Origin of the sequence: Actinomycetospora flava (assembly GCF_037400335.1) — a bacterium.
Lineage (GTDB): Bacteria > Actinomycetota > Actinomycetes > Mycobacteriales > Pseudonocardiaceae > Actinomycetospora > Actinomycetospora flava.
The window spans coordinates 197409-214997 of the sequence record NZ_JBBEGM010000005.1; the positions used below are offsets into that span (position 1 = coordinate 197409).

The window sequence follows — 17589 nt, forward strand, 5'->3', positions numbered from 1 at the left end:
GGGGGAGTCGGGGCAGCATGGCGGGCATGTTCGCCGTGACGGTCCGCGACCACATCATGATCGCCCACAGCTTCCGGGGAGAGGTCTTCGGCCCGGCGCAGGCGCTGCACGGGGCGACGTTCGTCGTCGACGCGAGCTTCCGGCGCGCCGAGCTCGACGCCGACAACATCGTCGTCGACATCGGGCTCGCGACCGCGCAGCTGCACGAGGCGCTCGCCGACCTGACCTACACCAACCTCGACGACCACCCCGAGCTCGCCGGTGTCAACACGACGACGGAGTTCCTCGCGCAGCTGATCGCGCAGCGGCTGGCGACGCGCGTGGGCGACGGGCGCCTCGGCCCGCACGCGGGCGGGCTCGCGGGCATCACGGTGACCCTGCACGAGTCGCACGTGGCGTCGGCGAGCTACGAGCTGACGTTCAGGTGAGTGGAATGGGTCGCCAGAGCGACCCATTCCACTCACCTGCGGAGCATCACCGGACGATCTGGACCTCGTCGCCCGGCTCCAGCGCCGCGAACAGCTGCTTCGCGTCGTCCTTGTCCAGGCGGACGCAGCCGTGCGAGTTGCTCGCCCGGCTGCCGCTGTGGAACGCGCGGCCCTCCTCGTCGAAGAACACCGAGTAGGGCATCGACGCGTCGTCGAACTCCTTGCTCACGTGGTAGCGCTCCTTGCGCTGCACCGCGAACGTCCCGGTCGGCGTCGGGTCCTCCGGGGAGCCCGACGTGATCGGCATGGGATCGCTCGTGGCGCGCCCGTCGTCGGTGAGCCAGGCCTTCTTGCGGCTCAGGTCGACGCAGACGTCGGCGGTCTCCTCGCACGGCGGGGCGCCGAGGCCCCCGGCGGCCGGAGCGGGCTGCGCGGGAGCGGCGGCGGCCATCGGCGCGGCGGCCGCGACGGCCATCGTGGCGATGCCCAGCGGAGCGAGCGCGGTCCGGGAGACGGTCCGGAGATCAGGGGAGCGGCGGTGTCGGCCCGCCATGGCACAGCCTCCTCGTCGTTCGGGGTCGACGAAGTAGTCGGTCACGGTCTGTCGAGCACTGTCGGCTTCCCCCGCACGGTCGCATCCACACGTCGATTCGCCGGTACGGGGGTGCTCGGGGTGTCGGCGAGGTGTCGTCCGGGGTGTCGTCGGGGCGGTGTCGCGAGGATCTCCCCGGGGATTCGCCCCGCCCGCGCCCTCGGCGTCCCGTCTGGGTGTTTCCGCAGGTCACCCGCTCACACGGAACCGCCCGGCCCCGGCGCAAGATGGATCCTCGTGCGGAGATCGATGACGCTCGGGGCGCGTCTGCTGGCGATCGGCGTGGTCGGCGGGGTGCTCGTCGCCGGCCTGCTCTACCCGGTGGTGGGGGCGCTCGGCGGGCTCGCGGGGCAGGCCGTCGACGGCGTCGAGGCGACGACGCCGGGGGTGCTCGACGGCGAGATGCCGTCGGTCACGACGATCACCGACGACGCCGGCGCGCCGCTGGCCTACCTCTACGACCAGAACCGCCAGTCCGTCGCGTCGAACCAGATCTCGACGGCGATGAAGGCGGCGATCGTGGCGATCGAGGACCGCCGGTTCTTCGTCGAGTCGGGGCTCGACGCCCGCGGCGTGGTGCGGGCGCTGGTGAACAACTCGACCGGCGGGGCGACCCAGGGCGCCTCGACGCTCACCGAGCAGTACGTCAAGAACTACGACGAGTACGTCGCCGCGCAGACGCCCGCCGAGCAGCTGCGGGCCACCGCGCCGAACCTCGGGCGCAAGGTCCGCGAGGCCGAGGTCGCCGAGCAGCTCGACCACACGGTGCCCAAGGACCGGATCCTCACCTGGTACCTCAACGTGGTCTCCTTCGGGAACCAGGCGTTCGGCGTCCAGGCGGCCGCGCGGACGTACTTCGACACGACCGCCGACCGCCTGACGGTGCCCCAGGCCGCCCTGCTCGCCGGGATGGTGCAGAGCCCGGCGGCGTACGACCCCGTGCGCCACCCCGCCGCGGCGACGGGACGGCGCAACGTCGTCATCGATCAGATGGCCCAGCAGGGCGACATCACCCCGGCCCAGGCCGCGGAGGCCACCGCCGCGCCGCTGGGTGTCGACGCCCCGCTGCACGGGCTCACCGAGGGCTGCATCGGCGCGGGCGACGCCGGGTTCTTCTGCTCGTACGTGCTCGACCACCTCGCGCGCGCCGGGATCACCTCCGACGAGCTGCGCCGCGGCGGCTACACGGTGCGCACGACGATGAACCGCGCCGCGATGGATCAGGCCAAGGCCGCGGTCGACGCCGAGGTGCCGCCGACCCAGCCGCACGTCGCCGACGTCCTGTCGATCGTGGCGCCGGGGGCGGACGCGCACCGGGTCACCGCGATGGTGGCGAACCGCGGCTACGGCCTCGACGCCGGCCAGGAGCAGACGACCTACGACCTGCCCGGCACGCCCGAGAACCTCGGCGCCGGCTCCGTCTACAAGATCTTCACGTCGTCGGCGTACCTCGCGCAGGGCGGCGGGGTGGACACGGTGATCCCGGTGCCCGCGAACGGCTACGCGTCGCCGCTGACGCCGGGCTTCGTCGTGTCCAACGATGGCGACTACCCGCCGCAGATGACGCTGCAGGACGCGCTCGCCCAGTCACCGAACACCGCGTTCGTCAAGCTCGAGGAGACCACCGGCGTCACGCCCGTGGTCGACATGGCGGTGAAGCTGGGCCTGCGGTCGCTGGCGGATGCGCCGGGACCCGGACGGGCCTCGATCGCCGACACCGTGAAGGCCCAGAACCAGGCGTCGTTCACGCTCGGCGTCGCGCCGACGAGCTCGCTGGAGCTCGCCAACGTCGGCGCCACGCTGGCGTCGCACGGCGTGTGGTGCCCGCCCAGCCCCGTCACGTCGGTGACCGACGCGTCGGGCGCGCCGGTGCCGGTGAACGACGCCGCGTGCGAGCAGGCCGTGCCGGGACCCCTGGCCGATACCGAGATGACCGCGCTGTCGAAGGACGACCAGCCCGGCGGCACCTCGGCCGCCGCCGCGACCGCCGCGGGCTGGAACCGCCCGACCGCCGCCAAGACCGGCACCACGCAGACCTCGGAGTCCGGCGCGTTCGTCGCGGCGACGCCGTCGCTGTCGGCGGCGGCGATCACGTTCGACGACTCGTCGTCGCCCCGGCCGATCTGCACCGGCAGCCCGCCGACCTCGTGCGGGACGGGCAACCTGTTCGGCGGGACCACGCCGGCGCAGACCTGGTACCGGGCGATGACCTCGATCCTCGGGTCGAGCCCGGTGCAGCCGCTGCCCGCACCCGACCCCCGGTTCCTCAGCGGCGGGCGCCTGACGACGATCCCGCAGGTCGTCGGCGACACGGCCGACCAGGCGGTGCAGACCCTTCGGGCGGCGGGGTTCGCGACGGCGACGGCGACCGCGGACAACCGGGCGCCGGCGGGCACCGTGATCGGCGAGAACCCGCTCGGCGGCGGCGTCGAGGGTCAGACGGTCACCGTCACGACCTCCACCGGCCGCCTCCCGCCCGCCCCGCGCGCCCCCGGCACGTGAGCACTTTCCGGGCCCATAGGCCCGGAAGTGCTCACATGGCGATGATGTCGCGGACGTGGTGCACGCCCTCGTGCGCGGCCTGGCGCAGGAGCCAGCGGGCCGTGCGCTCCTCGTGGGGGAGCCGGGTGACGGTGCGGTCCCAGTCGGCGTCGCCGAAGCGCTCGACCTCGCGGAGCAGGCCCGGGGTCACGGCGGCGAGCTGGTCGAGGACGGCGTCGAGGTCGTGGTCGTCGTAGCGGAAGCGTCGCGCGCGCAGGTCGTTGAACATCGGCTCCAGGGCCGGGCGGTCCTCGGTGCGGGCGCGGTGCAGGCGGATCGTGAACGTCATCGCGACGTCGCGCAGGTGGCAGACGTACTCCGCGACCGACCACACGTCCTCGGCCGGGCGCCCGTGGCGCCGCTCGACCGGCACCGCGGCCACGGCCTCCCGCGCACGACGCGGGACGTCGGCGACGATCCCGGACGCCCCCGCGATCGTCAGCTCCGCGAAGCGCATCCCGCACGGCACGCACTCGTGGTCCTCGGCGGTGAGCGGCGGGAGGCTCACGGCTGCCTCATGGTGACGCCACCCCCAGGTGGAACCCCCGCGCGGAGAAGCTCGCGTCCAGCGCGAACCGGTCCCCGCGCACCACCGTCTGGCGCCACTCCAGCGGCCGCCCGCCCGCGAACCCGGTGCGCTCGATGACGAACACCGCCGTGCGCGGCGGGCTCTCCAGCAGCGCCCTCTCCGCGTCCGTGGGCACCTGGGCCGCGATGCGCTCGTGCCCGGACTCGAGGCGCGTGCCGGTGCGGTCGGCGAGCTCGCCGTAGAGCGAGGTGTGGGTGAAGTCGGCGTCGAGCAGCGGGGCGGCGACCGACGCCGGCAGCCACACGCGGTCGAGGGCGAGCGGGGCCTCGTCGGCACGGCGCAGGCGCTCGAGGTGCAGCAGCGGCGTCGACTCCTCGAGCCCGAGGCGCGCGGCGACGACGCCGTCGGCGCGCACGTCGAGCACCCGGACCTCGCTGCGCTGCGTCATCCCGGCGGCCTCGACCGACGCGAACAGGCTGTACAGGGTGCCGACGGGCTGCTCGATCTCCGCGCGCCGCACGCGCGGCGCGCGCCCCCGCTCGGCGGTGACGAGACCCTCCGCGCGCAGCCCGCGCAGCGCCTGGCGGACGGTGTTGCGGCTGACCTCGTACTCGGTGACCAGGGCGTTCTCGCCGGGGAAGACGGCGTCGAACTCACCCCGGGACAGCCGGTGCCGCAGGTCATGCTGGACCTGTGACCAGAGAGGGACCGGGCTCTGCCGGTCGACCGGAGCCGCGCGCACGGGACCGATCCTCGCTCACCGTGGTCCGCCCCGTCGCCGAGGCGGCGCTGGTCAGCGGTGGTGACGTGTACGACGCGCGCGTCATCGCCGGCCTGCGCGAGCTCGGGTGGGCCGTCGAGGACGCCCAGGTGCCCGGGTCGTGGCCGCGTCCCGCCCTGCCCGCCCGGCGACGGCTCGACGCGCTCCTGGCCGACGGTGACGGCCCCGTCCTGCTCGACGGTCTGGTCGCCGGCGGGGTCCCGGACGTCGTCGTGCCCCACGCCGCGCGACGCCCGCTCGCCGTCCTCGTGCACCTGCCGCTCGGCGAGGAGGCGCCCGACCTGGACGCCGGCGAGAAGGCCGTGCTGCACCACGCCGCATGCGTCATCGCCACCAGCCCCTGGACGGCGCGGCGGCTGGGGATGCCCGACGTGGTCGTCGCCGTCCCCGGCGTCGACCTCGCCCCGCCCGCGGCCGGCACCGACGGTGTCCACCGCCTGCTCTGCCTCGGCGCCGTCACCCCCACCAAGGGCCAGGACCTGCTCGTCGAGGCCCTCGCGGCCCTGCGCGAGCACCCCTGGACGCTCGACCTCGTCGGCCCCATCGGCCGCGCGCCCGGGTTCGTCGCCGACCTGCGGGACAGGATCGACCGGCACGGCCTCACCGACCGCGTCCGCCTCCACGGGCCGCGCGCCGACCTCGAGGACATCTGGCACGCCACGGATCTGCTCGTCGCCTTCTCGCGCGTCGAGACGTACGGCATGGTGGTGAGCGAGGCGTTCGCGCGGGGCATCCCGGTGATCGCGAGCGCCGCCGGCGGGCTACCCGACACTGTGGCGAACGGCGGAGTCTTAACGCCTCCTGAGGATGTACCGGCACTCGTCGCAACGCTGCACCGCTGGTTCGCCGAGCCCACGCTGCGGGACGGGTTACGGATCTCAGCGTCGCGCCAACGATGCAGTCTGACGGCGTGGACACAGACGTCGCGACGGGTGGACCGGGCGCTCGCCGAGCTGCCGGCGTTCCCGCCCCCCGCGTGAGCGAACGACCCGATCACGCCACGCCCGGCGCCCCGGCCGCCGCGGACTGGCTCGCGCTGCGCGAGGCCGCCGACGCCGAGGCGCGCGCGATCGACCTCGTCGAGGAGCTGCGCGCGGGACACCCCGCCCCCGGGCGCATCCTCGACCTCGGCGCCGGCACCGGGTCGATGGCCCGCTGGCTCGCGCCGCAGCTGGGCGGGCCGCAGCACTGGGTGCTCGCCGACCGCGACGCCGCGCTGCTCGGCCACGTCGCCGACACGCTCCCGAACGTCGCCCGCGACGGCTCGCCCGTCACCGCCGAGACCCGCGAGCTCGACGTCACCACGCTGACCGCCGCCGACCTCGCCGGCGTCGGCCTCGTCACCGCGTCCGCGCTGCTCGACCTGCTCACCGCCGCGGAGATCGACGCGATCGCCGCCGCGTGCGTCGGGGCCGGCTGCGCGGCACTGCTGACGCTGTCGGTGGTCGGCTCGGTGCGCATCGACCCCGGCGAGCCCCGCGACGTCGCGATGGCGACCGCCTTCGACGCCCACCAGCAGCGCACCGTCGACGGGCGCGCGCTGCTCGGCCCGCACGCCGCGGCCGTCGCCGAGGAGGCCTTCGCCCGCCACGGCGCCGCCGTCCGCTCCCGGGCGAGCCCGTGGCACCTCGGGCTCGACGACGTCGACCTCGCCTGCGCCTGGCTCCAGGGCTGGGTGGCGGCGGCCGTCGCGCAGGACCCCGACCTCGCGCGACACGCCGACGCCTACCTCGAGCGCCGTCTGGAGGCCGCCGAGCAGGGACGCCTGCGCGTCACGGTCGGCCACCTCGACCTCCTGGCCCTGCCCTAGACCCACCCCGCACCACCGGAACAGACCCGCTCCCCAGCTCCCCGTCTGGATCTCCCCGTGCCGCTCCCCGCGACAGAGCTCCCCGCTGCCCGTACGAGTCCTGAGAACTCTCCCCCGATTCCTCAGAACGCCGGATCTTCGCTGCGTTCACGGTGCACCCTCGGCGCCGTGCTCCGCCTCGCCGTCGGTCTCGGTCTCCCCGCCCTGCTCGCCATCCGCCTCGGCGCCGGTGGCGTCGTCGAGGCCCTGGGCGCGATCACCTGGCCGACCGTCGTCGCCGCCCTCGCCCTCGGCGCCGTGACGACCCTCGCCGGCGCCGCCCGCTGGTGCGTCGTCGCGCGCGGCGTCGGGCTGACGCTGTCGCTGCGTGACGCGACCGCCGACGCCTACCGCGCGACGCTGCTGAACTCCCTGCTGCCCGCGGGCGTCCTCGGCGACGTGCACCGCGCCGTGCGCCACCACCGCCCCGGCGACGGCCGCGGCGCGCGGGCGGTCGTCATCGAGCGGGTGGCCGGGCAGGTCGTGGTGGTCGCCGCCGGCGTGGCCGTCCTCGTCGCCAGCCCCGCGCTGCTGCACTCGCTCGTCGGTCCCGGGCTCGGGGTCGTCGCCGGCGCCCTCGCCCTCGCCCTGGCGGGCGCGGGTGTGTGGATCGCCACGGCCCGCCGCGCCGCCCGGATCCGCGTCGCGCTGCTCGCCGCGCTGGGCGACGTGCGCGAGGGGCTGGGCCGGGTGCGCACGGCGCCCGCGGTGCTGGTGCTCTCGCTCGTGGCGCTCGCCGGCCTGCTGTCGCTGTTCGTGCTCGCGGCCCGCGTGGCCGGGGTCGGCGCGCCGCTCGGCCAGCTGTTGCCGCTGGTCACGGTGGCCCTGCTCGCCATGTCGGTGCCGCTCACGGTCGGCGGCTGGGGCCCCCGCGAGGCGGCCGCCGCGGTCGCGTTCGCCGCGGTCGGGCTCGACCCGGGCCAAGGGCTCGCGACCTCCGTCGTCTACGGCGTGCTGGCGTTGATCTCGTGCCTGCCCGGCGCCGTGGTCCTGCTCGCGGACGCCGTCGGTCGCCCGAATGCGCGCCGGATGCCGGGCTGGGCGGCATTACCGTGGCGTACGTGCTCACCCTCGTCCGCCACGGTCAGAGTGAGGCCAACGCCCGCGGGCTGATGTGCGGCCGGTCCGACCCGCCGCTCACCGAGACCGGGCGACGACAGGCCCGTGCGCTCGCCGCGGGCCTCCCTCGGCCCACACGGCTCGTGTCCAGCCCGCTCGCGCGGGCCCGCGAGACCGCCGCGCTGTTCGGCAGTGAGCTCCAGGTCGAGTGCGACCCGCGGTGGACCGAGATGGACTACGGCGACCTCGACGGCCAGCCGATGACCGCGCTCGACGGCGACGGCTGGCGGGCGTGGCAGTCCGACCCCGAGCATGTGCCCGCCGGGGGCGAGTCGCTCGTGGCCGTGCGCGCCCGCGTGGCCGCGGCGTGCAGCGAGCTCGCGGCCGAGGCGGCCACGGGGGAGGTGGTCGTCGTCAGCCACGTCTCGCCGATCAAGGCCGCGATCAGCTGGGCCCTGGGCGTCGGCATCGAGATCGCCTGGCGGATGTTCCTCGTCGACGCCGCGGTCTGCCGCATCGACACCAGCGGTTCCGTCCCGTGCCTGCTCGCCGTCAACGACGAGGGCCCGCTGCACGCGGGGACGGTCCTGCCGGCCTGAGCGCACCCGGAGTCGTCGGCACCGCGCCGGCCGACGGGGTCCGGGTGACGCGCTCAGCGGGAGTGCCGCCCGGGCGGCGCCGGGGCGATCTGGGCCATGGCCCGGAGCTTCCCGAGGTACGCCTGCGCCGACACGGCCACCGGCCGGATGATCGTGGTGGTGCTCGGGACGACCGCGACGGTCTGCGGAGCCGAGTGCTTGGCCATGACAACCCCCCGGGTGACGGCGCCGGCGTCCGTGCCGGCGTCTCGACTGGTTCTCGCGTGGGACGGTCGGGTCGTTAGCGATCTCCGCGGAGTCTCACCCGACCGGGCAGGGTGGGAGCTCGCCCCCGCGGGGAGGCCGGGCGCGGGGGCACCCGGTCCGTGGTCTCGCGTGCGTCGGCACGCACGACGGTGAGCTCGATGAGGCGGGTGCGGCCCGGGGGCGGCCCGCCCCGGGCACGGGACGACCGGAGGAACCGGACGAGAGCCGGGAGGATGCTGAGGGTCACGGCGGTCTGGCTGACCAGCACCAGGACGCCGACCCCGGTGATCGGCGCCAGGCCCATCCCGAGGTGCCCGTCGTCGAGCAGGAGCCCGAGCGTCACCGACCCGACCACGGCGATCCCGGAGGCCACCTGCACCCGGGCCAGGGCGCGCGACCGGCCCCGGGCCCGCAGCACCCCGAGCCACACCTCGAGGACCGCGCGCGGGAAGGCCGTCAGCGCCAGCAGCTGCAGCAGCGTGGTCGCCTCGAGGTAGCCCGGCCCGAGCACGCCGAGCAGCACCGGCGCCCCGAGGCCCAGGACGAGCGCCGCGATCAGGAGGATCACTCCGGCACGACGCAGGGCCGACCGGGTGTAGGAGACGAGCCTCCCGGCGTCGTAGACGCCCTCGACGGTCAGCGACTGGGCGAGGTTGATCGGGATCAGCTGCAGGCTGCCCCAGACCATCCAGACGATGTAGAAGGACGCGAAGGTCTCGGGGAGGACGACGGCGGCGACGATCACGGGCACGACGTAGGCCGCCGAGAACGAGAACAGCGCGCCGACGTAGTCCCCGGCGAGGAACCGTCGCACCTCCGCGCGGCTCGGCGGTTCGCCGGCGCCGGCCGTCGCGCGGGCCTTCCGCAGCAGCCGCCCGTAGATCAGGACGTTGAGCGGGAGGGTCACGACGGCCATGCCCACGACGAACGAGACGTAGACGCCGTCGCCGGGGAGCACGGTGGCCAGCGCGATCAGCAGCACGAGCTTGACGACGCCGAACACGGTGTTCTCGACCGGCACCCACACCGAGCGGCGGAGCCCGACGAGCACGCCGTCCTGCACGGTGAAGATGCCGCTCAGGACGACCACGGCGACGAAGAGCGCCGCGGCACCCGGGTCGGCGAGGCCGGCGAACGACGGGCCCCACAGCGGCACCAGGGCGACGAAGCCGAGCGCGAGCGCCACCACGATCGCGGAGCTGAGCCAGTACGTGGTGAGGACGAACCGGGTGGTGTGGCGCCCGGTGCGGGGGAGGAACCGCGTCAGGGTCCCGGTGACGTTGATGCCGATGACGGCCGAGAGCAGCGTGAACGCCGAGATCAGCGCAGAGCCCCGCCCCACGTCGGCGGGGGCGTAGTGGCGGGCGGCGACCACCCAGAACGCGAGGCCGAGCACACCGTTCATGCCGGTGTTGACCATCAGCGCGTAGGCGTTGCGGGAGAAGGAGTCGGACAGGTGTGACCGGAGCCGTCCGACGACGGGCAGGCTCCTCGGGACGGCGGCGAGTCGCGCGGCGAGGTCAGCCAAGGCGGCACCACGTGCGGGCCGCCGATCGGGAGCGCCGCACGGCCGCGTAACCCGCGGTGAGCACGCGCTGCCGGAGGTAGAGCGCGCCGAGGTCCTGCTGGGCGACGATGCGCCGGAACCGTGCGAGGTCGGTCGAGCGGTCCACGGTCAGGCGGGGCACTGCGTAGGTGCTGCTCGTGGCGCCCGCGGCGGTGTTCGCGACGGCGGCGGCGTGCTGGTACCCGGCGGCCGCGGCGGCCTCACGGACGCGGCGGCTCGAGTAGCCGTACGGGTAGGCCAGCGAGGTGACGCGGTGCCCGAGTTGCTCCTCGAGCAGCTCGCGGCTCGTCGTGAGCTCCTCGCGCAGCAGGTCCCCGGGCAGCTGGTCGAGCTGCGGGTGGCTGTGGCTGTGGGCACCGATCTCGACCCCCGCGGCGTCCACGTCGCCGACCTGCTCCCAGGTCAGGGTGTCGTCCAGCGGACGCCCGCTCGCGAAGGGCCCGGCGTCGGCGAGCCACCCCGTCGTGACGAACAGCGTGGCGCTGGTCCGGTGGGCGATCAGCCGGGGCAGTGCCTCGCGGTGGAAGTCCGCGTAGCCGTCGTCGAAGGTGAGGACGACCGGCCGCGCCGGCAGCTCCGTTTCTCCGGCGAGGGCGGCCCGGACCTCGCCGAACGTCATCGTCGTGAAGCCCTCCTCGCGGAGGACCTCGAGCTGCGCCCCGAAGTCGGCCGGGTGGACCGACAGGTCGAGCACCTGGGGATCGGGGTCGGCCGCCACCGAGTGGTACATGAGGATCGGCAGGGTGGTCATGGGTGGCCTTCCTTCGTGCGCACGGAGGCACGGAGCGAGGCGTAGGTCCGCAGGGTGCGGTCGGTGACCTCGAAGAGGCGCGGGTGGGCGACGACCGTGTTGCGCAGCTCGCGCATTGGCACGCGACGGGCCCAGTGGACGAGGCCCGCGCGCCGGCGCGTGACGGCCCGGCCCTCCCACACCTCGTGGGAGCGGTCGGCGAGCCAGTCCTTGTAGTCCTTGGGTCCCCGGCCCAGGTCGATGTACTCCATCCCCAGGGCCGCCGCGGACTCCGCCATCGCGACGTGCAGGAGCAGGCCGGGCGAGTACCGGGCGAACTCCGGGCCGTAGGTCGGGAACCACGTGGGGAGGACCTGCTCGGAGCGCAGGCCGATGTGCCCGGCGACCAGGGTGTCGCCGGCCCAGACCAGGGAGACGGCCCCGGAGCAGCCGGGCGTCCGCAGCGTCGCGACGTCGTCGACGAGCGCGCGGACCCACGGGATCGCGAACCGGTCCTTTCGGGCCGTCCGCCGGTACTGCGCGGACTTCCAGGCCACGAGGGTCCGGACCGCCTCCGGGTCGTCCGCGGCGAACTCGACGCGTACCGGCCCGATCTCCCGCTCCAGGCGCCGTCGCCGCCGGGGCAGGTCCCGGATCCGGGACGAGCGCTGCCGCGCGCGGGCGAGGTAGGCGTCGAACCCGTCCCGCAGATCCATGATCGGGGACTCGGCGCGGCAGGTCGTGTACTGCTCGAACGGCGCCGGGCGGCCGGGCATCTGGTCGTAGTCGAAGACGCCGACGCCGCAGAGGTCGAGCAGCCGGCGGGTGTCCCACGTCCATCCCGGGCGGTGGATCACGCCGTGGGCCTCGTTGATCAGGGCGGCGGGGCTCGACGCCTCGCCGAACGGGCCCCGCTCGAAGGGCAGGAAGCCGGCGATCTCACCGTCCTCGGACAGGACGGCGACGCGGGTCCGCGGCCGGTGGCGCGCGGCGGCCTGCACGAACTCGATCGAGAGGAAAGGGCTCTGCAGGCGGTCGTCCTGCTTCTGGAACGCGGTCCACCGCTCGCGTTCCTCGGGACCGAGGTCCAGGGGATCGACCACGTCGACCTGCATCGACGGCTCCTCGTGGACGACGGGTGTGGTGTCGACGCTAGGGAAGTGCACCCCCCTCGGGATCGCGCGCGTGTGCGACGGCCCGTACTGCCGATGCAGGAGATCCGGCTCTATCGACGGACGGCGCCGTCGGCCGCGGGAGATCGTTGGTCCGGGACGTCCACCTCCCGGCACCGGGGGCGTCCGACCTCGTCACGCCAGGCGCGGACGGTCCGCGCGTCGACGGTTCCCCGCCGGACGATGCTGATCACGGGTGCCACCGCCCACCCGAGGACCGCGGCGCCGACCACGGCGACCGCAATCGATGATCTCTCCATGCCGGCCCCCACCGCGCGTTCCCCCCGGGTGCCGCGGAAGTCCGTGGCGCACGCATCGTGCGGGACGGTTGTGGTCAACGGGACGAACGAGACCGAACCGTGAGACGGGATCCCTCGTTCGCCGCGTCGCGCCCGTCCGAAGGGCGGACGGCCACCGGGAGATGAGGGCTCGTCGTGCCGTACTGATACTCAGCGTCATAGGGAATGCGGCATTCGTACCGATCTTAGGCCATTAGAGTGTGACGGGAAGCCCTCGATCTACGTCCTGTGGCACTGTGACCGCGCTCGGGTGGTGGATAGCCGGTCGAGACACATTCGCGACCTTCTGTTGATTCCCGAGGGTGAGGACCGCGCTGTGCAGGACAACATCAGTGCCGGCGGGACGTTGACGCGTTACGTCCGGTTTGCGAAGACCACGCTGGAAGCCGGGACGATCAAGCCGACAATTCGGTCCATCGGCCATCGGGTGCGATCCTCGACCCCGTCCTACGGGCTCAAGAGGGACCTGACGGCTCCACACGAGACCCCGGTCGCCAAGATCCCGATCACGGTGCGTCCGATGATCGACGCCGACGTCGAGCCCATTCTCGATCTACACGCCGAGGTCGACCTCACCGAGCGCTGGGAGCGCCAGACGCGGGGCCGTCTCCTGGATTCCGGCATCGGACGCCCCTATGTGGCGGTCAACGAGGACGACGAGCCCTGCTACGTGCAGTGGCTCTTCTCCTCCGAGGACAACGACAAGGTGCGGTCGTTCTTCCACGGCATCTTCCCGGTGCTCGGTCCGAACGAAGCGCTCCTCGAGGGTGCGTTCACGCCGGTGAAGCACCAGGGGCAGCGCATCATGAGCGCAGGCATGTCGATGATCGCCGAGAAGGCCACCGACCTGGGGGCTCGCTACGTCGTCACCTTCGTCGGCACCGACAACATCGCGAGCCTGAAGGGCTGCGAGCGCGCGGGCTTCCTGCCCTACATCAATCGCGTCGAGAAGCGGCTCATGGGACGACGCTTCGTGGAGTTCCAGGAGATGAGCTCGGCCGAGGTGGAGCAGGCGCGGGTGCTCAAGCCGTCGGGGGCCTAGGACCGGAGGGTCAGCGCCGGACGGCGAGCTGACGCTGGTCCACCGTCCCGTGGACGGCCATGCTGGCCCAGGGAGCAATGAGCCACGCCGCCGCACCTGCCGTCGCACCGGCCACCGCCGTGAGAACCATGGTCATGACAGGCAACCTCCGTCGTCCCCGAACGTCTACGCGCTCTGTCGCCACACCCCCGACCGTCGTTACGCGCCGGACGGGGGATGTCGCAGGGCCGTTCGGTCACCCGCCCGGCGGCATACTGACGCGGTGATCGACTCGTGGTCGCGCCGGGACGCGCTGCGCCTCGCGGGCCGTCTCGGTCTGGCGACCGGGCTGGCCGCGGTGGCCGCGCCGGCCGCGTGCGCCGGGGCCGCGGCGCCGCCGGTCCCCGGCATCCCGGTCGACGTCCCCACGCCCACCGGGGCGCCGCTGCGCCGCGGTCCGGTCGTCGACGTCCGCGCCCTCGGCGCGCGGGGCGACGGGCGCGCCGACGACGCGCCGGCCTTCCGCGCGGCGTTGTCGGCGGCGGGCGCTCCCGACGGCCCGCGCACCGTCGCCGTCCCCGCCGGCGCCTACCGGCTGGTGCTGGACGCACCGCTGGCGGTGCCCGCCGGGGTCACCGTCGCCGGCGAGCCCGGGCGGTCGTTCCTCCGCCCGGAGCGGGCGGCGGGCGACATCCTCGTCGGCCTTCTCGTCGACGCGCCCGGGGTGCGGCTCGACGGGCTGGTCGTCGAGCGCCTGGCCGACGTCGAGACGGTGCTCGTGCGGCTGGGCCGCGCCGACGGCTTCCGGCTCTCGCGCTCGGTGCTGCTCGGGCACACCGACGCGCTCGGGACGTTCGCGCACGGGATCCAGATGGGCACCGTCGACGACACGACCACCGACGTCGAGCTGAGCGATCTCTCCGTCGCGACGACCACCTACGGGCTGTACCAGGCCAACGAGTCGCGGGCGGTGACCCAGCAGATGGTCGTCCGGGGCGGGACGTTCGTGCGGAACGCGAACACCGACCTCGAGCTCAACAGCCCCTACGGCTCGTTCCGCGACGTCCTCGTCGAGCGCTGCACGTTCCGTGACAACGACTCCCCGGGCTTCGCGGTCGGGATCGCCTACTGCGCCGACGTCGTGATCCGCGACAACACGATGGAGCGCTACCGGATGGAGGCCGTGCACGTCGAGGACTTCTCCACGGACGTTCTCGTCGAGCGCAACACGTTCACCGCGTGCGGGCTGCGCGAGTTCGCGCACCTCCAGATCATCAGCGGTGCGCGCCGCGTCACCGTCCGCGGGAACCGGCACGACGCGACGATGAACACCGCCGCCATCCCGATCGTCGGCGCCCTCGCCGGCGGCGACGCCCTCACCGCGGGCGGCCGGCCGCAGGACCCGCCGACCGAGGTCGTCGTCGAGGACAACGAGATGCGCTGCGGGCCCGTCGTGCGCGCCGTGGCGTTCGACGACGTGCCGGCCGGGGCGATCGTCGGCAACCGCGTCGACGGCCCGGGCGTCGGGACCCTCGACGGGGCCTTCGCGCTCCGGCGTACCGGCGCCGTCCGCGTCGCGGGCAACGTCCTGAACGGGCGGGCGCAGTAGTCGGCGCGCGCCCGCCCCCGTTTCCGACCGAAGGGCACCTTCGCTCGCCTAGATCAGCGAGGGGAACCTTCGGCCGGAATGCCCTGGGCGAGGCCCGGGGGTGTTCGCCGAGATCACGAGCACGCCGTGCACGCGATCGCGCCGGCGGGGTGCATCAGGACGCCCCTGATCTTCGGCCCCGGCCCGCTCAGCGGCCCAGCGCGATCTTCGCGGCGGCGAGGACGTCGTCGGCGGAGCGTTCCGGCGACGCGGAGTCGGTCGGCACGTCCTCGGCCCAGCCGGTCCACGCCCGCCGCGACCCCTCGAGCCCGCCGAGCAGGCCCTCGGCGTCCGGCGGCACGATCCACGCGCCGTCGACGTCGCGGAGGTTCTCGGCGATGCCGGCCTTGTCGGACACGACGACGTGCAGGCCCGCGACGCGCGCCTCGAGCGGCGTGAACCCGTAGACCTCCTCCAGCGAGGGCAGCACGAGGGTCTGGGCGGTCGCGAGGACCTCCACCACCCCGTCCTCGTCGAGGAACCCGCGGAAGTGCACGCGGTCGGCGACGCCCAGCTCGGCGGCCCGGGCACGCAGCGCCGGCAGCTCCACTCCGTCGCCGACCACGTCGAGCGTCGGCGACCCGTCCAGGCGCGCGAACGCGTCGATCAGCGCGCCGACGTTCTTGCGGGCGATCAGCTGGCCGACGTAGACGTAGCGGTGCCCGGCGGCGTCGGGGCCGGTGCCCTCGCCGGCGCGGGCGCGCAGCTCGCGGGTGCGGTCGCCGAAGAGCCCCAGGTCGACGCTGTTGACCGACTCGACGATCCGCTCGGGCGCCACGCCGGAGGCGATCGACGCGTCGCGCGCGGCGGGCCCGGGGACGACGACCGCGCCGGCGTGGGTGAACAGCCAGCGCCGCAGCCAGTCGACCGGCCCGCTCGCGAAGCGGCGGCTCGTCAGCGTGCTCTCCGAGAAGATCACGTAGGGGACGCCCCGACGCACCGCGCGCAGCATCGTCCACGCGCTCGCGAGCTGCGCCCAGGTCGGGATGACGATGACGTCGGCCTCGAGCACCGGTCGCGTCGCGCCCGGACGCAGGATCGCCTGGTAGGAGTCGAGGCTCGCCAGCGGGCCCGTGCGCGGGATCTGCCAGCACGGGACCAGCGCCGAGGCGTACCCGGGATGGGGCCGGTAGCGGAAGTGGCGCTCCGGCTCCTCGGTGAAGAGGAAGTGGACCGTCAGGTCGCCGCGCCGCGCGAGCTCGCAGAACAGCGGCTCACGGTAGGGAGCCTGCGCGTCGGTCATCCACGCGATCTCCATCGACACCTCACCCCATGCTCAGTCAGCCTGCGTAACCTAACGATCGCGGACAACTTTCGTCAGGATGGAGCAACGTGCATCACTCTCGGGCTACCGCAGTGGTCGAGTTGGAGCCACTCGGGCACCGTTTGCGTTACGTCCGGTTGCTCCTCGATGCCCTCCCGCCTACGCAGCGTCTCCTGCTCGTGTCGCCGCAGGTCGCCGTGTCGCGGGAGTTCGCCGAGCACCTCGCCGGCGTCGACCCGGTGCTGCTGAGCAGCGACGACCACGCCGCCGCGATCCCCGAGGCCCTGGCCGCTGCGACCACGCACGGCGCGAGCGACCTCGTGATCCCCGACGGCGACAAGGCCGTCCGCCCCCTGCTCCGGACGCTCCTGCGCGGCTCGCTGACCTTGGCGCGCCCGCGCCGGCCGCGGATCACCCTGCTGCTGATGCGCACCGCGGTGCCCGGCGGCCCAGAGGCCGCCACGGTCGGCATGGCGCTCAAGCCCGCGCTGGTCGCGGCCCTGCGCCGGCTCCCCGGCGTCCGCGTCCTCTTCCTCACCGACGCCTTCGGTGTCGTCATCCGCCGGCGCGGCTTCCCCGGGGTCATGCCGGTGCGGGACCCGGTGACGCCGCCGCCCGGGGTGACGCCGAGGAGCGGCACGGGACGGGCGCGCATCGGCGCCCTCGGCGTCATCAGCGCGCGGAAGAACGTGCCGGTACTGGTCCGCGCGGCGGTCCGGCGCGACGACGTCGACGTCGTCCTCGCCGGGCGCTGCGAGCCCGACGTGCGGGCGTTCCTCGACGCCGACCCCGACGCCGCGCGCCTGCGCGCCGAGGGCCGGCTGGAGGTCGACGACCGCCTCCTCGACTCCGACGAGTTCGACGCCGCGCTGCGCTCGGTCGACGTGGCCGCGGTGCTCCACGACAACGACGCCCCGAGCGGGATCGTCGCCGAGGCGTGCGCCCGCGGGGTGCCGGTGCTCGGTCCCGACCGCGGCTGGATCGCGACCGTGCTGGACGCCACCGGGTGCGGCGTCGGCGCCCGCGTCGACGACGCCGAGGACGTCGTGAAGGCGATCACCCGCCTGCTGGCCGATCGCGGACGCTACGTAGTCTCGGCGCAGAAGGCCGCCGGGGTCCTGGGGGTCGACGACTTCGTCTCCGCCCTCGTCGGCGACCGAGAGTGAGATTCAGGCCCGCGCAGCCCGGACAGCATTGACCCGATCGGGTAGCCTGACGCTGGGCCGAATGGCCGTGCCACGGGGCACCAGAACGAGCGGGGGTG

The 17589-nt window shown here is 74.2% G+C and carries 18 protein-coding genes; 9 read left to right on the forward strand and 9 right to left on the reverse strand.

The genetic code is table 11. The features are described from left to right. Positions 1 to 26: 26 nt before the first annotated feature. Positions 27 to 428, forward strand: coding sequence for a 6-pyruvoyl trahydropterin synthase family protein (locus WCD58_RS14455; RefSeq protein WP_337703743.1), 402 nt, complete (start codon positions 27 to 29; stop codon positions 426 to 428). A gap of 46 nt (positions 429 to 474) precedes the next feature. Here WCD58_RS14455 and WCD58_RS14460 read toward each other — a convergent pair whose 3' ends face one another. Continuing rightward, positions 475 to 981: a L,D-transpeptidase gene (locus WCD58_RS14460; protein WP_337703744.1), complete on the reverse strand. Its 507-nt coding sequence runs from the start codon at positions 979 to 981 to the stop codon at positions 475 to 477. Positions 982 to 1269: 288 nt separating this feature from the next. Between WCD58_RS14460 and WCD58_RS14465 the strand changes: the two genes are divergently transcribed. Continuing rightward, entirely contained in the window at positions 1270 to 3522 is a 2253-nt protein-coding gene (locus WCD58_RS14465; RefSeq protein WP_337703745.1) for a transglycosylase domain-containing protein, read from the forward strand. 31 nt (positions 3523 to 3553) lie between these two features. Here WCD58_RS14465 and WCD58_RS14470 read toward each other — a convergent pair whose 3' ends face one another. Beyond that, complete coding sequence (locus WCD58_RS14470; protein ID WP_337703746.1) at positions 3554 to 4069, reverse strand: DinB family protein; 516 nt, start codon at positions 4067 to 4069, stop codon at positions 3554 to 3556. Between the two features lie 7 nt (positions 4070 to 4076). Next, positions 4077 to 4832: a GntR family transcriptional regulator gene (locus tag WCD58_RS14475; RefSeq protein ID WP_337703747.1), complete on the reverse strand. Its 756-nt coding sequence runs from the start codon at positions 4830 to 4832 to the stop codon at positions 4077 to 4079. Between the two features lie 20 nt (positions 4833 to 4852). Here WCD58_RS14475 and WCD58_RS14480 point away from each other — a divergent pair, with 20 nt between their 5' ends. The 4 genes from WCD58_RS14480 (at position 4853) to WCD58_RS14495 (ending at position 8378) form a co-directional block, all read left to right on the forward strand. Further along, positions 4853 to 5851, forward strand: coding sequence for a glycosyltransferase family 4 protein (locus WCD58_RS14480; protein ID WP_337703748.1), 999 nt, complete (start codon positions 4853 to 4855; stop codon positions 5849 to 5851). After that, on the forward strand, positions 5848 to 6681 hold the full coding sequence (locus WCD58_RS14485) for a class I SAM-dependent methyltransferase (protein WP_337703749.1): 834 nt from the start codon (positions 5848 to 5850) through the stop codon (positions 6679 to 6681). Before WCD58_RS14480 ends, WCD58_RS14485 begins: the two co-directional genes overlap by 4 nt. Before the next feature lie 168 nt (positions 6682 to 6849). Beyond that, positions 6850 to 7833 (forward strand): lysylphosphatidylglycerol synthase transmembrane domain-containing protein, encoded by a 984-nt coding sequence (locus tag WCD58_RS14490; RefSeq protein WP_337703750.1) that lies wholly within the window; start codon positions 6850 to 6852, stop codon positions 7831 to 7833. After that, positions 7782 to 8378, forward strand: coding sequence for a histidine phosphatase family protein (locus tag WCD58_RS14495; protein WP_337703751.1), 597 nt, complete (start codon positions 7782 to 7784; stop codon positions 8376 to 8378). The genes WCD58_RS14490 and WCD58_RS14495 overlap by 52 nt, the downstream gene beginning before the upstream one ends. A 53-nt stretch (positions 8379 to 8431) precedes the next feature. Here the strand turns inward: WCD58_RS14495 and WCD58_RS14500 are convergent, their stop codons facing one another. The 4 genes from WCD58_RS14500 to WCD58_RS14515 form a co-directional block, all read right to left on the reverse strand. Then, positions 8432 to 8584 (reverse strand): hypothetical protein, encoded by a 153-nt coding sequence (locus WCD58_RS14500; RefSeq protein WP_337703752.1) that lies wholly within the window; start codon positions 8582 to 8584, stop codon positions 8432 to 8434. Positions 8585 to 8658: 74 nt separating this feature from the next. Then, positions 8659 to 10152: a lipopolysaccharide biosynthesis protein gene (locus WCD58_RS14505; protein ID WP_337703753.1), complete on the reverse strand. Its 1494-nt coding sequence runs from the start codon at positions 10150 to 10152 to the stop codon at positions 8659 to 8661. Next, positions 10145 to 10942, reverse strand: coding sequence for a polysaccharide deacetylase family protein (locus WCD58_RS14510; RefSeq protein ID WP_337703754.1), 798 nt, complete (start codon positions 10940 to 10942; stop codon positions 10145 to 10147). Before WCD58_RS14510 ends, WCD58_RS14505 begins: the two co-directional genes overlap by 8 nt. Then, the gene (locus tag WCD58_RS14515) at positions 10939 to 12036 is read right to left on the reverse strand and encodes a GNAT family N-acetyltransferase (protein WP_337703755.1); all 1098 of its coding nucleotides are present in this window, start codon (positions 12034 to 12036) and stop codon (positions 10939 to 10941) included. Before WCD58_RS14515 ends, WCD58_RS14510 begins: the two co-directional genes overlap by 4 nt. 672 nt (positions 12037 to 12708) lie before the next feature. Between WCD58_RS14515 and WCD58_RS14520 the strand changes: the two genes are divergently transcribed. After that, complete coding sequence (locus WCD58_RS14520) at positions 12709 to 13434, forward strand: GNAT family N-acetyltransferase (RefSeq protein ID WP_337703756.1); 726 nt, start codon at positions 12709 to 12711, stop codon at positions 13432 to 13434. Positions 13435 to 13444: 10 nt separating this feature from the next. On the opposite strand, the gene WCD58_RS14525 is transcribed toward WCD58_RS14520, so the two are convergent. Next, positions 13445 to 13570: a hypothetical protein gene (locus WCD58_RS14525; protein ID WP_337703757.1), complete on the reverse strand. Its 126-nt coding sequence runs from the start codon at positions 13568 to 13570 to the stop codon at positions 13445 to 13447. A gap of 126 nt (positions 13571 to 13696) precedes the next feature. Between WCD58_RS14525 and WCD58_RS14530 the strand changes: the two genes are divergently transcribed. Then, the gene (locus tag WCD58_RS14530) at positions 13697 to 15022 is read left to right on the forward strand and encodes a glycosyl hydrolase family 28-related protein (RefSeq protein ID WP_337703758.1); all 1326 of its coding nucleotides are present in this window, start codon (positions 13697 to 13699) and stop codon (positions 15020 to 15022) included. A 187-nt stretch (positions 15023 to 15209) separates the two neighbouring features. On the opposite strand, the gene WCD58_RS14535 is transcribed toward WCD58_RS14530, so the two are convergent. Continuing rightward, complete coding sequence (locus WCD58_RS14535) at positions 15210 to 16319, reverse strand: glycosyltransferase (RefSeq protein ID WP_337703759.1); 1110 nt, start codon at positions 16317 to 16319, stop codon at positions 15210 to 15212. 185 nt (positions 16320 to 16504) lie between these two features. Between WCD58_RS14535 and WCD58_RS14540 the strand changes: the two genes are divergently transcribed. Beyond that, positions 16505 to 17491 carry a glycosyltransferase gene (locus WCD58_RS14540; RefSeq protein ID WP_337703760.1) on the forward strand — a complete coding sequence of 329 codons (987 nt, stop codon included), beginning with the start codon at positions 16505 to 16507 and terminating at the stop codon, positions 17489 to 17491. Positions 17492 to 17589 lie beyond the last annotated feature (98 nt).